The sequence below is a fragment of the Nonomuraea sp. NPDC049709 genome (assembly GCF_040674815.1).
Lineage (GTDB): Bacteria > Actinomycetota > Actinomycetes > Streptosporangiales > Streptosporangiaceae > Nonomuraea.
Genome location: NZ_JBFANM010000071.1, coordinates 1 through 12,001, shown reverse-complemented (window position 1 = coordinate 12,001; position 12,001 = coordinate 1). Strand labels below are relative to the sequence as shown.

General features: G+C 72.9%; 13 protein-coding genes. 8 read left to right on the top strand and 5 right to left on the bottom strand.

The genetic code is table 11. From position 1 onward, the window contains the following. Positions 1-13 precede the first annotated feature (13 nt). Positions 14-784: an ABC transporter ATP-binding protein gene (locus AB0J69_RS47090; RefSeq protein WP_364132219.1), complete on the bottom strand. Its 771-nt coding sequence runs from the start codon at positions 782-784 to the stop codon at positions 14-16. Positions 785-911: 127 nt separating this feature from the next. On the opposite strand from AB0J69_RS47090, the gene AB0J69_RS47085 reads away from it, so the two are divergent. The 6 genes from AB0J69_RS47085 (at position 912) to AB0J69_RS47060 (ending at position 6,158) form a co-directional block, all read left to right on the top strand. Next, the gene (locus tag AB0J69_RS47085; RefSeq protein ID WP_364132217.1) at positions 912-1,931 is read left to right on the top strand and encodes an ABC transporter substrate-binding protein; all 1,020 of its coding nucleotides are present in this window, start codon (positions 912-914) and stop codon (positions 1,929-1,931) included. A gap of 6 nt (positions 1,932-1,937) precedes the next feature. After that, the gene (locus tag AB0J69_RS47080) at positions 1,938-2,723 is read left to right on the top strand and encodes an ABC transporter permease (RefSeq protein ID WP_364132215.1); all 786 of its coding nucleotides are present in this window, start codon (positions 1,938-1,940) and stop codon (positions 2,721-2,723) included. Positions 2,724-3,080: 357 nt separating this feature from the next. Then, on the top strand, positions 3,081-3,569 hold the full coding sequence (locus AB0J69_RS47075; RefSeq protein WP_364132213.1) for an ATP-binding cassette domain-containing protein: 489 nt from the start codon (positions 3,081-3,083) through the stop codon (positions 3,567-3,569). Beyond that, positions 3,539-4,198, top strand: a complete 660-nt coding sequence (locus AB0J69_RS47070; protein ID WP_364132286.1) for an ABC transporter permease — start codon at positions 3,539-3,541, stop codon at positions 4,196-4,198. Before AB0J69_RS47075 ends, AB0J69_RS47070 begins: the two co-directional genes overlap by 31 nt. Next, the gene (locus AB0J69_RS47065) at positions 4,195-5,004 is read left to right on the top strand and encodes an ABC transporter permease (RefSeq protein ID WP_364132211.1); all 810 of its coding nucleotides are present in this window, start codon (positions 4,195-4,197) and stop codon (positions 5,002-5,004) included. Before AB0J69_RS47070 ends, AB0J69_RS47065 begins: the two co-directional genes overlap by 4 nt. A gap of 11 nt (positions 5,005-5,015) precedes the next feature. Further along, positions 5,016-6,158, top strand: coding sequence for an FAD-binding oxidoreductase (locus AB0J69_RS47060; RefSeq protein WP_364132209.1), 1,143 nt, complete (start codon positions 5,016-5,018; stop codon positions 6,156-6,158). 160 nt (positions 6,159-6,318) lie between these two features. Here AB0J69_RS47060 and AB0J69_RS47055 read toward each other — a convergent pair whose 3' ends face one another. After that, positions 6,319-7,707, bottom strand: coding sequence for an alkaline phosphatase PhoX (locus tag AB0J69_RS47055; protein WP_364132207.1), 1,389 nt, complete (start codon positions 7,705-7,707; stop codon positions 6,319-6,321). 224 nt (positions 7,708-7,931) lie between these two features. Between AB0J69_RS47055 and AB0J69_RS47050 the strand changes: the two genes are divergently transcribed. Further along, positions 7,932-9,467: an AMP-binding protein gene (locus AB0J69_RS47050; protein WP_364132205.1), complete on the top strand. Its 1,536-nt coding sequence runs from the start codon at positions 7,932-7,934 to the stop codon at positions 9,465-9,467. Positions 9,468-9,500: 33 nt separating this feature from the next. Here the strand turns inward: AB0J69_RS47050 and AB0J69_RS47045 are convergent, their stop codons facing one another. The 3 genes from AB0J69_RS47045 to AB0J69_RS47035 form a co-directional block, all read right to left on the bottom strand. Then, the gene (locus AB0J69_RS47045) at positions 9,501-10,553 is read right to left on the bottom strand and encodes an aldo/keto reductase (RefSeq protein ID WP_364132203.1); all 1,053 of its coding nucleotides are present in this window, start codon (positions 10,551-10,553) and stop codon (positions 9,501-9,503) included. A 64-nt stretch (positions 10,554-10,617) separates the two neighbouring features. Further along, on the bottom strand, positions 10,618-10,779 hold the full coding sequence (locus AB0J69_RS47040; RefSeq protein WP_364132201.1) for a hypothetical protein: 162 nt from the start codon (positions 10,777-10,779) through the stop codon (positions 10,618-10,620). Then, complete coding sequence (locus AB0J69_RS47035) at positions 10,776-11,255, bottom strand: class I SAM-dependent methyltransferase (RefSeq protein WP_364132199.1); 480 nt, start codon at positions 11,253-11,255, stop codon at positions 10,776-10,778. The genes AB0J69_RS47040 and AB0J69_RS47035 overlap by 4 nt, the downstream gene beginning before the upstream one ends. Before the next feature lie 350 nt (positions 11,256-11,605). Between AB0J69_RS47035 and AB0J69_RS47030 the strand changes: the two genes are divergently transcribed. Next, the gene (locus tag AB0J69_RS47030; protein ID WP_364132197.1) at positions 11,606-11,800 is read left to right on the top strand and encodes an MbtH family protein; all 195 of its coding nucleotides are present in this window, start codon (positions 11,606-11,608) and stop codon (positions 11,798-11,800) included. The last annotated feature ends 201 nt before the right edge of the window (positions 11,801-12,001 follow it).

Sequence of the window (12,001 nt, the reverse complement as noted above, 5' to 3'; positions counted from 1 at the left end):
CCGGCAACCGGTATTACGGATCTACGGCGGCTCGCCGGGCCCCCAGCACCTCGTGCAGCTCCGCCGAGCAGCGCGCCAGGTCGGCCGCGTACGCGTTCTGCCCGAGCGTGCGCGGCCGGGGCACGGCCACGTCCACCACCGTCAGGACGCGCCCCGGATGCGGCGTCAGCACCACGACCCGGTCGGCGAGCAGCACCGCCTCCTCGATCGAGTGCGTCACGAGGACGACCGTGGCCGCGTGCTCCATGTGGATCTGCTGCAGCTCGATCGACAGCTCCTCGCGCGTCAGCGCGTCGAGGGCGGAGAACGGCTCGTCCATCAGCATCACGCGCGGCCGCTGGATCAGCGCCCGGCACAGCGCCACCCGCTGCTGCATCCCGCCCGACAGCTCGTGCGGCAGCCGCCGGTCGAACGCCTCCAGCCCCACCATCTCCAGCAGCCCGTACGCCCGCCGCCGGTGCTCCTCCCTCGGCCAGCCGAACACCTCGACCGGCAGCAGCACGTTGTCCAGCACGCTGCGCCACGGCAGCAGCGCCGGGCGCTGGAACATGATGGCGACGTCGCGGCGCGGCCTGACCACCGGCTCCCCGCCGACCCGCACCTCCCCGGACGTGGCCGTGAGCAGGCCCGCGACCAGCCGCAGCAGCGTGGACTTGCCGCAGCCGGAACGGCCCACGACGGCCACGAACTCCCCGTCGACCACGTCGAGATCGACCTCGCGCAGCGCCTCCACCGCCCCCCGGCGGCCACGGAACACCTGGGACACCTCGCGCAGCCGGATCACGTGGTGACCTCCCGCAAGCCCCGGGGAACTCGGATCGTCCTCGATCGTAGGCGACGTTCGCGCGGATTCTCAGAGGTTGGCACGCATTTATATTGACCCTCTTCGATGGTCAGTCATGATCGATGCCATGAGGCGACTGCCGCGCGTCATCACGATCACCGCCCTCGTCGCGACGTTCTCCCTGCCCGCCGGCTGCGGCTCGGGGGCGCAGGAGGCGTCGCCCGCCCGCCCGGCGGCCGACCGGGTCACCTACCTGACCGCGTTCGGCACCTTCGGCCGCGAGGCGTACGCGTACGTCGCCCTGGACAAGGGTTATTTCCGGGAGGCCGGGCTGGACGTCACCGTGCAGCCGGGCCAGGGCAGCGGCGAGAACCTGGCCGCGGTCGCCGGCGGCCGGGCCCACTTCGCGCCCGTCGACTTCACCGCCATGCTGATCAACGCCGCCGGGGGCAAGACGGCCGGCGTCGTCACGGTGGCGGCCATCCACCAGCGGACCCTCGCCGGCCTCATGGCGCTCGGCGACGGCGGCATCGGCCGGCCGAAGGACCTCGAGGGCAAGACCGTCGGGGACGCGCCGGGGTCGGTGATCACCATGATGTTCCCCACGTACGCCAAGCTCACCGGGGTGGATCCGGCGAAGGTCAAGTGGGTCAGCCTGGAGCCGGCGCAGTTGCCCGCGAACCTCGCCTCGGGGCAGGTGGACGCCATCGGCCAGTACGTGGTCGGCCAGCCCACCGTGCGCAACGCGGCCAAGGGCAAGGAGGTGAAGGTCCTGCCGTTCGGCGACGTCATCACCGACATGTACGGCCTGGGCCTGACCACCTCCACCACCCTGGCGAAGGACAAGCCCGACCTGGTCAAGCGGTTCACCGGCGCGCTGCTCAAGGGGCTGGCGTACGCGGTGGAGCACCCGCAGGAGGCGGCCCAGATCCTGGTCAAGCACCATCCGGCCCAGAACGCCGTACCGGCCGCCGCCGAGCTGTCGCTGATGGCCCCGTACGTGCGCCCGGCCGGCGCCGAGCAGGTCGGCGCGATGGACCGGGACCGCGTCACCCGAGCGATCGCGGTCCTGCGCGAGGCCGGGGCCTTCGAGGGCCAGGTGGCACCCGAGACGGTGGTGTCGTTCGACCTCGCCCCCAAGGGCTGACCCGGGGTGGAGGAGGACAGGAGCCGCCGGGAAGCGGTCACCGCGGCCGGCTGGTCCACCCTGGGCGTGGTCGTCGCGGCCGGCGCGTGGGCCCTGGTCGTCTCGGCGTTCGCGATCCCCGAGATCATCCTGCCCTCGCCCGCCGACGTGCTCGCCGCCTTCGGGCGGATCCCCGGCTACCTGCTGGAACAGGCCGCCATCACGCTCGCCGAGACGGCGCTCGGTTTCGCGCTGTCGGTGTGCTGCGGGCTTGTGATCGGCATCGCGATCGCGGCCTGGCGGGTGGCGGAGCTGATGTTCTACCCGCTGCTGGTGGCCTTCAACGCCGTCCCCAAGGTGGCGCTGGCGCCGTTGCTGGTGGTGTGGATGGGCTTCGGGCAGCAGCCCAAGGTGGTGATGGCGCTGCTGGTGTGCTTCTTCCCGATCGTGCTGTCGGTGGCCAGCGGGCTGTCCTCGACGCCGCCGGAGCTGGTGGAGCTGGCCAGGTCGCTGGACACGCCGCGGTGGCAGACGTTCATGAAGATCCGCTTCCCGGGGGCGTTGCCGCAGATCTTCGTCGGGCTGAAGGTGGCCATGCCGCTGGCCTCGATCGGCGCGGTGATCGGCGAGTTCAGCGCGGGCGACGCGGGGCTCGGCTTCGTGATCGTCCAGGCCGGGGGCAGCGCCGACACCGCGCTCGCGTTCGCCGCCATCGCGCTGCTCGGCGTCATGAGCATCGCGCTGTTCTACGCCCTGGTGCTGGCCGAGCGCCTGCTGCTGCCCTGGGTCAGGGACACCACCGCGCTCCGCTGAGCCACGTCACAGCCCTCTCTGGCCACCGCGAACGTCGTCGAGGGGCGCCGCACCCGGAGCCGGCGCAGAAGTTCGTCAACGCCCTGCTGGAGCCGGTCATCCAGCGGAAGCTGGCCGCCGAGGGCTACGACGGGCCCGCCGTCTCCGACGCCGCACTCGACGCCGCGCTGGCCGAGCGGGTGGTCGGGGCGGAGCAGGCGGCCGACATGACACCGCTGGACTGGAAGGACGTCAACGGCAAGCGCGCCGCGTGGACCGACCGGTGGACGAAGGAGGTCGAGCAGTGACGAGCACCACCGAGGCTCCCGCCGAGACCGCCGTGCGGCGCGGGCGGCTGCGCCTGGACGGCGTGCGCAAGTGCTGGGCGGCAAGGAGGTCGTCTCCGCCGTGGACCTGGAGACCGAGCCCGGCGAGTTCCTCACCCTGCTCGGCCCCTCCGGCTGCGGCAAGACGACCACCCTCAACATGGTCGCCGGCCACCTGTCCGCCGACGGCGGCGTGATCGAGGTGGACGGCCGCGACATCACCGCCGTCCCGCCGCACCGCCGTTCCATGGGCATGGTCTTCCAGTCCTACGCGCTGTTCCCGCAAGGTGACCTGCGCATGGCGGCCGTCGGACGCGTCACTGGCGACACGCTGAGCCGTCCCCGCCGGCGTACGGGACTGCTGCTGGCGCTGCCCGCCATCGCGATCTTCGCGGTGCTGTTCGTGGCGCCGTTGTTCACGCTGGTGGCCAACAGCTTCAGGACGCAGACCGGGGCGTTGACGCTCGGCAACTACGAGCGCTTCCTCGGCGACCCCTTCTACCGGGACGTCTGTGGAACACGCTCAAGGTCGCCGCCCTGACGACGGTCGGCTGCCTGATCGTCGGCTACCCCTTCGCGCTGTACATGCGGGCCCGCTCGCCGCGGGTGCGCAACTGGCTGTCGCTGCTCCTGCTGTCGCCGCTGCTGATCAGCATGGTCATCCGCGCGTACGGGTGGCTGGTGGTGCTCGGGCCCAACGGCCCGGTCGCCGCCGCGATCTCGTGGTTCGGGCTCACCCCGCCGCAGCTGCTGTACAACGACACGGCCGTGCTCATCGGCATGGTGCACGTGATGCTGGCGTACATGGTGCTGCCGCTCAGGGGCAGCCTGGACCGCATCGACCCGACGCTCGTGCCGGCCGCCAAGGGGCTCGGCGCGCCGGGGTGGACCTGCTTCTGGCGGATCACGCTGCCGCTGTCGGCGCCCGGCATGCTGGCCGGGGCCATGATCGTGTTCAGCCTGACCGCCTCCAGCTTCGTCACCCCGGCCATCCTCGGCGGCCCGAAGGTGAAGCTCATGCCGTATTTCGTCTACACGCAGGCCACGACCACCCTGGACTGGCCGTACGCGGCGGCGATCGGGTTCGTGCTGGTGGTCGTCACGACCGGGCTGCTGCTGGGGTACTCGCGGCTGCTGCGCCGGGGCAACGGGAAGGTGGTGTTCGGATGACGCGGCTGACCCGGGTGCTCGGCGGGGCGTTCGCGGCGCTCGTCGGGCTGTTCCTGGTCGCGCCCGTCGCGGTCACCGTGGCCTCCTCGCTGACCGCGACCTCGTACGTGACGTTCCCGCCGCGGGGCATCACGCTGCGCTGGTACGCCGAGGTGTTCCAGAAGCCGGAGTTCCTGTCGTCGTTCGCGCTGAGCGCGGGCGTGGCGGTGGCCGCGGCGGCGATCTCGGCGGTGGTGGGGCTGGCGGGCGGGCTGGCCATCCACCGTCACCGCTTCCCGGGCCGGGCCGCGCTGGAGGCGGTGCTGTCCAGCGCGTTCGCGGTGCCCACGATCGTGCTCGGCATCGGGCTGCTGCAGTGGTTCGCGCAGATGGGGCTGGCCTCCAGCCCGTTCACGCTGCTGCTGGCCCACCTGGTGCTGACGGTCCCGTACGCGGTGCGGCTCGTGCTGGCCGGGCTGGCGGGCCTGGACCGCGCGGCGGAGAAGGCCGCGGCCGGGCTGGGCGCGCCGCCGTTCCTGGTGTTCTGGCACGTCACGCTGCCGGCCGTGCGCGGGGCGCTGATCGGGGGCGCGTTCTTCGCCTTCATCACCTCCTTCGACGACCTGACGGTGGCGCTGTTCGTGGTCACCACCGACCTGCAGACGCTGCCCGTACGGATCTTCAACTACATGCAGTACGACTACGACCCCACGGTCACCGCCATCGGCACCCTGATGGTGCTGTTCGCCGTGGTCGCCGTGGTCGTCATCGAACGTTTCGTCGGCGTGGCCAAGCTGTTCGGCGCCGACCAGGAGCACGACAAGTGAAAGGAGCCGGCGTGCGAGTCGTCGTCATCGGTGCTGGGGTGGTCGGATCCGCGGTCGCGGCCGGGCTCACCCGGCGTGGCGCACAGGTCACGGTGCTGGAGGCGCGTACCCCGGGAGCCGGGACGACGTCCACCTCCGTCGCGTGGATCAACGCCAACAACAAGACCCCGAAGGAGTACTTCGACCTCAACCACGCCGCCGTCTGGGCGCACCACCAGCTCCCGGGCGACTGGTTCTTCCCCACCGGCAACCTCGAGTGTGCGGCCACCGACGAGCACAAGGAGCTGCTGGAGGCCCGGGTGAGCCGGCTGCTCGGCATGGGTTACCCGGTCGAGCGCGTCACCGCCCGGCGGGCCCTGGTCCTGGAGCCCGACCTGGTGCCCCCGCCCCCCGGCACCGAGTACGTGTTCTTCCCCGGGGAGGCGTACGTCCAGCCGCTGCGCCTGCTCGGCCGCCTGCTCGGCGAGGCCCGCGACGGCGGCGCCACGCTCGAATGCGGCGCCGAGGTCACCGCGATCGAGGCGTCGGCGTCGGGTGCGAAGGTGACGGTGGCCGACGGGCGCACGTTCGCCGGCGACGTGGTCGTCACCTGCACCGGCCGCTGGACCCAGCGGGTGGCGGCCATGGCCGGGCTGACGGTGCCGATGCTGGACCCGGCCGTGTCGGGCGCCGTCACCAACGGTTTCCTGGTCACCACGACCCCGGTGCCCGCCCGGCTGTCGCGGGTCCTCACCACCGCCGCGCTCAACCTGCGGCCGGACGGCGGCGGGCGGCTGCTGCTGCAGTCCCTGCCCCTGGACGGCCTGGCCGACCCGGCCGTCCCCGTGCCGCCGGAGGTGCTCACCGAGATCATGGCCCTGCTGCCCGGCGTCCTGCGTGCCACGGAGGGCGCCGGGGTGGAGCGGGCCGTCGTGGGCCGGCGGGCGATGCCCGGCGACGGGCTCACGGTGGCGGGGTTCGCGGACGGGGAGCGGCGCGTGTACACGGTGGCCACGCACAGCGGGATCACGCTGGCGCCGCTGCTGATGGAGGAGGTGGCGGGGGAGGTGTTCGGGGAGGAGTCGGAGCTGCTGGCCCCGTTCCGTCCGTCCCGCTTCACCGACGGCACCGCCGGCCCCACCCCCACCCCGGCCCGCCGCCCCGGCCAGCAGTGACAGTCCGCTCACCGCGGACCCGCCCGCACCGATGACGACACACCGGCCCGTCGCACTCCGCCCGCCCGAGCTGCCCGCCGTCAGGCTGATCGCCCGGCCCGGCCCTGCCGAGGCCGGCACGCTCGGCGCGCCGGCCGGTCGCGTGCGGGCGGGCGGGCGCTCAGGTGCGCTGCCAGGGGCCGGTGATGGCCAGGACGTGGCCGGGGGAGTAGATGTTGGCGAACAGGATCGAGCCGTCGCCGCTGAAAGTGGGGCCGGCGAACTCGCTCTCGCTGGCCTCGTGGCGGGCCAGCAGGTACGGGACGCCGTCCCGCGTCACCCCCACCAGGTGGTTGTAGCCCTCGCCGTCCTCGGCCAGGATCAGCCCGCCGTGCGGCGAGACCATGATGTTGTCGGGCCCGCCGTAGCCGCTGGCGGGGTCGGGGTTGACGCCGAAGATGGTCTTGAGGGTGGCGGTGCGGGCGCGCGGGTCGTAGAACCACACCTGGCCGTCGTGCTCGCGGGTGCTGCCGTCGGAGGTGCGGGCGAAGCTGGAGACGAAGTACGCCCCGCCCTCGCCCCAGTACGCGCCCTCCAGCTTGTGGGCGCGGGTCACCTGGTCGTCGGTGAGCTGGCGGCGGATCGAGGTGGTGCGGGCGTCGCGGTCGGGGACGTCCACCCAGCGCACCTGGTAGGTGGTGCCCGGCCGGGTGGCCTCCGACAGGTCGGCGACGTGCCGGCGGCCCTCGTAGCAGCTCATCGCCTGCAGCCGTCCCGCGGTGTCGCCTCCGGGGGACAGGGCCAGCGCGCGTAAGGCGCCCGTGCCGCCGCGGAAGCCCTGCGGAGGGAGCCAGCGGTAGTAGAGGCCGTGGGGGCTCACGGCGTCCTCGGTGAGGTAGACGGCGTAGGTGAGCGGGTCCACCGCGACGGCCTCGTGCGCGTAGCGGCCGAAGAACTTCAGCGGGACGGGGTCCAGGTTGGCCTCGTGGTCGAAGGCGTACACCTCGAAGACGTAGCCGTGGTCCTTCTGGAACGGTCCGGTCGCCAGGTATTCAGCCTCCTCGCAGGTCAGCCAGGAGTTCCAGGGGGTGCGCCCGCCCGCGCAGTTGTTGAGCGTGCCGGCGAGGCTGACGTACTCCCTGACGCGGTCGCCGCCGGCGGTGAGCTCGATGGTGGTGGTGCCGCCGCGCGCGCCGGGGTCGTAGGTGAGGCGGGGCAGGGTGGGCACGGCGTACGGCTCCTCGAGGATGATCTCGTGGTTGCACACCAGCGCCCCGCCCCCGCCGCGCCCGGCGAACCAGGCCATGCCGTCGGGGTCGCTCGGAGTGGGCTGGCCGCTGTCCAGCAGCGTCACGCCCGCCTCGGCGACGACCTTGTACGAGAACCCGGAGGGCAGGCTGAGCAGCCCGGCCGGATCGGGGACCAGCGGGCCGTACCCGTGAAGGGCGCGGGTGGCGGCCCGGGCGGTGCCGGTCTCCGCGATGGCCTCGATGCTCCCCGCGAGAGCGATTCCCAGACCCCCTGCGGTGCTGTGACGGAGGAACGAACGACGGGACACCGATGTTGACATGGGAGATCGCCTCCAGTAGCGAGAGGTGTTGCCAGTCGGCGGGTCAGCGCCGCCGCGCTCGCTCCATGTCTCGCACACAAACATCAGGTGAATCCAGAATGAACGCTGAATTAAGCGATTTTCTGGGGTGGCGGGTAGGGGTCCCCTACCGGCGTCCGGGGAGATAGGAGACGCGCCCGAACGGGTACGCGTACGTTCTCCCGCGAGAAAGGCCGGACACGCCCATGATCGGAAGGCTGATCGAGCTGGGCGGCTTCGGGATCGAGGCCGCCGTCGCGCTCACCCGCAACGGGCTGCTGGGACCGGTGCACCCCGCCGCCCTGGCCCGGGTGGTGGAGGCGTACCGGCATTTCCACGTGACCCCCGCCGCCGGGCTGGCCGTGGCGGCGGCCCGCTGGCCGGACCGGACCGCCGTGGTGGACGAGGACGGGACGCTGACGTTCGCCGAACTCGACGCCCGGGCGGCGGCGCTGGCGGCGGGCCTGCACCGCCGGCTCGGCGTGCGCCCCGGCCGGACGGTGGCGGTCATGTGGCCCAACGACCGCGGGTTCGCCGAGGCGGTCGCGGCCGTGTCCCGGCTGGGCGCCGACCTGCTGCTGCTCAACACCGGGCTGGCGGGGCCGCGGCTGCGTGACGTGCTGCGGCGCGAGGGCGTGCACGCGCTCATCGCCGCCCCCGCCCTTCCGGCGGTCGACTTCGACGGCCCCCGGGCGGGCGACCTGGACTCGTTGATACGGGAAGGCGGGTCCGGGGCCGCGCCGGTGCCGCGGCGGCCCGGACGGCTGGTGCTGCTGACGTCCGGGACGACCGGCGTGCCCAAGGGCGCGCCCCGGAGGCTGTCCATGGCCGCGACGGCCGAGCCGTTCGTCTCGATGCTGGCCACCGTGCCCGTGCGCGGCGGAGAGCCGATGCTCATCGCGCCGCCGCTGTTCCACGGGCTCGGGCTGCTCTGGTACGCCGTCGCGCTCGTGCTCGGGTGCCCGGTCGTGCTGATGCGCCGCTTCGACCCGGAGGCCGTCCTCGACGCGCTCGACCGGAACCGCGCCGGCGCGCTGGTGGCCGTGCCGGTGATGCTGAAACGCCTGCTGGCGCGCGAGCCCCGGTGGCTGCCGCACCTGCGGGTCGTGGTCTCCGGCGGGTCGGCGCTGCCGCCGGACCTGGCCACCGCCTTCATGGACGCCTACGGCGACGTGCTCCACGACCTCTACGGCTCCACGGAGGCCGGCTGGGCCGCCCTGGCCACGCCCGCCGACCTGCGCGCCGCCCCCGGCACCGTCGGCCGTCCGCCGCGCGGGACCACCGTGCGGATCGAGGGCCCCGGCGGCCACGAGCAGCCGGCCGGTCAGGTGGGGCGGGTGCTCGTGGGCGGCGGGCTGACGTTCCGGGCGGACGGCCTCATGAGCACCGGCGACCTCGGGCACCGCGACGGGCGCGGGCTGCTGTTCATCGACGGGCGCGACGACGAGATGATCGTCTCCGGGGGCGAGAACGTCTTCCCGCAGGAGGTGGAGAACCTGCTGTCCGGCCTGCCGGGCGTGGCCGACGTGGCGGTGCTGGGGGTGCCCGACGAGGAGTACGGACAGCGGCTGGCGGCGTACGTGGTGGCCGAGGACGGCGTCACGCTGTCGGCCGACGAGCTCCGGCGGGCGGTGAAGGAGGAACTGGCGGGCTTCAAGGTGCCGCGCGACGTCGCGTTCGTGCCGTCGGTGCCGCGCAACCAGACCGGCAAGGTGGACCGGGCCCGGCTCGCGGGCAGCTGAGCCGGGCCTGCCGTCCGCGAAGCGCAGCCTCCGCTACCGGGCCGCGATGAGCATCTCGATCGGCGGGTTCACGCGGGCGAAGCCCTCCTGGCTCCGGTACGGGTAGTAGGGGTAGGCCGCCGTGACGGTGCTGGCGGCGTCGAGCCGGGCGACCTGGCCGGCGGTGAGGTTCCAGCCGACGGCGCCCAGGTTGTCGCGCAGCTGCTCCTCGTTGCGCGCCCCGACGATGACCGAGGCGACGGTCGGCCGCTGGAGCAGCCAGTTGAGCGCGATCTGCGGGACCGTCCTGCCGGTCTCGGCGGCGATCTCGTCGAGGGCGTCCACCACCGTGTAGAGGCGCTCGTCGGCCACGGGCGGGCCGAAGGCGGCGGTGCGGTGCAGCCGGCTGCCCTCGGGGAGCGGCACGCCGCGCCGGATCCGGCCGGTGAGGCGGCCCCAGCCGAGCGGGCTCCACACGAGCGCGCCGACGCCCTGGTCGCGGCCGAGGGGCATCAGCTCCCACTCGTAGTCGCGGCCGACCAGCGAGTAGTAGACCTGGTGGGCCACGTAGCGCGGGTAGCCGTACCGCCCGGCCGTCGCGAGCGACTTCATGAGCTGCCAGCCGGAGAAGTTGGACACCCCGACGTAGCGGAGCTTGCCCGCGCCGACCAGGTCGCCGAGGGTGGACAGCACCTCCTCGATCGGCGTGGCCGCGTCGAAGGCGTGCAACTGGAACAGGTCGATGTAGTCGGTGCCGAGCCGGCGCAGCGCGTCGTCCACCGCCTTGATCAGCCGCGGCCGGGAGGTGCCGGCCCCGTTCGGGCCGTCGGCCACAGGCAGCCCGGCCTTGGTCGAGATGAGCACCCTGTCGCGCCGCCCCTTGACCGCCTGGCCGAGCACCTCTTCCGAGGCGCCGTCGGAGTAGACGTCCGCGGTGTCGAACATCGTCACCCCCGCGTCGAGCGCCACGTCCACCAGCCGCCTGGCCTCCGCCACGTCGGTGTTGCCCCAGGCGCCGAACAGCTCGCCCTTCCCGCCGAAGGTGCCCGCGCCGAAGCTCAGCGCGGGGACCTGGAGGCCGGACGCGCCCAACTGCCGATATTCCATGATCTCATCCATCCTATTAACGGGTCAGATTTCCCGTTAGTAAGATAACACGCTAACGGCACATCTATTCCATTAAGGTGCGGCGGGTGATGAGACAGACCTGCGGGAAGCCCCGCCTGGGGTCCTCGCCCGGGGCGACGACCAGCCGGGCGACCTCGTCGAGCCCCAGGTCGAGCAGCAGCCCGGCCACGCGGCGGGTCGAATGCCGGTAGGCGCGGTAGGTCATGTGGTCGTACGCCTCGGCCGGTCCGTCCTGGCCGTCGCAGGCCGGAAAGCCGAGCAGCAGATGCCCGCCGGGCGCGAGCACGCGGCGGAACTCCGCGAAAGTCTCGGGAAGCAGCTCGGGCGGGGTGTGGATGATCGAGTGGTTGGCCAGTACCCCGGCCAGCGCGGCGTCGCCACATCGAGCGACTCCATCCGGCCCACCTCGAAGCGCAGGTCCGGATGGGCGGCGCGGGCCAGCGCGACCATCTCCGGCGACAGGTCCACCCCGAAGGCGCTCACGCCGAGGGAGTGCAGGTGGGCGGTGACATGGCCGGGGCCGCACCCCACGTCCGCCACCGGCCCGCCGCCCGCGACCAGCGCCGCGAAGGCTGAGGTCATCGCGTGGTGCAGCGGGTTGCCGTGGTAGCGGCCGGGGATCGACTCGGCGTAGCGGGCGGCGACGGCGTCATAGGCCGCGGTGAGCGAAGCTTCGATCATGGAAGGGCATGTTAGGGCGGCGGCGCCGTACGCCGGCCCGAGTCTCCGGGGCCGGCGCTCGCGAGGTGCGGCGGCCGGCGGTGGTGGCACCGGAGCCGCTCCCTTGACAGATGCCGACTTTCCGATCAAATTAGGCAAGGCTTGCCTAACTAAAGCAAGCGGGAGGACGTGCCGCAATGGACGGGATCGACGGCAGCATCGCCCTGGTGACCGGTGCCGCTCGGGGGATCGGGGTGCCGTGCGCCGCTCGGCCGGATCGAGACGTACGACGTGGCCTGCGGCAACAAGGACATGACCCAGCCGCGACCGATCGCCCGGATCGTCGCGGCCCGACTCCAGGAGCTGAACCCATGAATCCCTTCGACGACCCCGACGGCGAGTTCCTCGTCCTGGCCAACGACGAGGACCAGCACTCCATCTGGCCCACCTTCGCCGCCGTGCCCGAGGGCTGGTCGGTGCGCTTCGGGCCCGACACCCGGCCCGCCTGCCTGGCCTACGTCGCCGCCGCCTGGACGGACCTGCGCCCGCGCAGCGTGCGGCGGTGACGCCTCGGTCCGAAGCACGCGCGGCGCCCCGCCGGTCGCCGGGGTCGTCGTCGACGACCTGGTCAAGGCCCTGGCCGCGGGCTGATCCGGCCTCTCTTTGATCGTGCGGTGGGGGCGCCCCCCCGCCCCCCCCCCCCCCCCCCCCCCCCCCACCCGGACAACCACCCCCAACGACAGGAACACAAAAAAACACAAGCAGAC

What these genes read in the sequence shown, in the direction of transcription:
- AB0J69_RS47085 (WP_364132217.1), top strand. Translation starts at nt 912, where the DNA reads ATGAGGCGACTGCCGCGCGTCATCACGATCACCGCCCTCGTCGCGACG.
- AB0J69_RS47065 (WP_364132211.1), top strand. Translation starts at nt 4,195, where the DNA reads ATGACGCGGCTGACCCGGGTGCTCGGCGGGGCGTTCGCGGCGCTCGTC.
- AB0J69_RS47055 (WP_364132207.1), bottom strand. Translation starts at nt 7,707, where the DNA reads ATGTCAACATCGGTGTCCCGTCGTTCGTTCCTCCGTCACAGCACCGCA.
- AB0J69_RS47050 (WP_364132205.1), top strand. Translation starts at nt 7,932, where the DNA reads ATGATCGGAAGGCTGATCGAGCTGGGCGGCTTCGGGATCGAGGCCGCC.
- AB0J69_RS47045 (WP_364132203.1), bottom strand. Translation starts at nt 10,553, where the DNA reads ATGGAATATCGGCAGTTGGGCGCGTCCGGCCTCCAGGTCCCCGCGCTG.
- AB0J69_RS47040 (WP_364132201.1), bottom strand. Translation starts at nt 10,779, where the DNA reads ATGACCTACCGCGCCTACCGGCATTCGACCCGCCGCGTGGCCGGGCTG.
- AB0J69_RS47035 (WP_364132199.1), bottom strand. Translation starts at nt 11,255, where the DNA reads ATGATCGAAGCTTCGCTCACCGCGGCCTATGACGCCGTCGCCGCCCGC.
- AB0J69_RS47030 (WP_364132197.1), top strand. Translation starts at nt 11,606, where the DNA reads ATGAATCCCTTCGACGACCCCGACGGCGAGTTCCTCGTCCTGGCCAAC.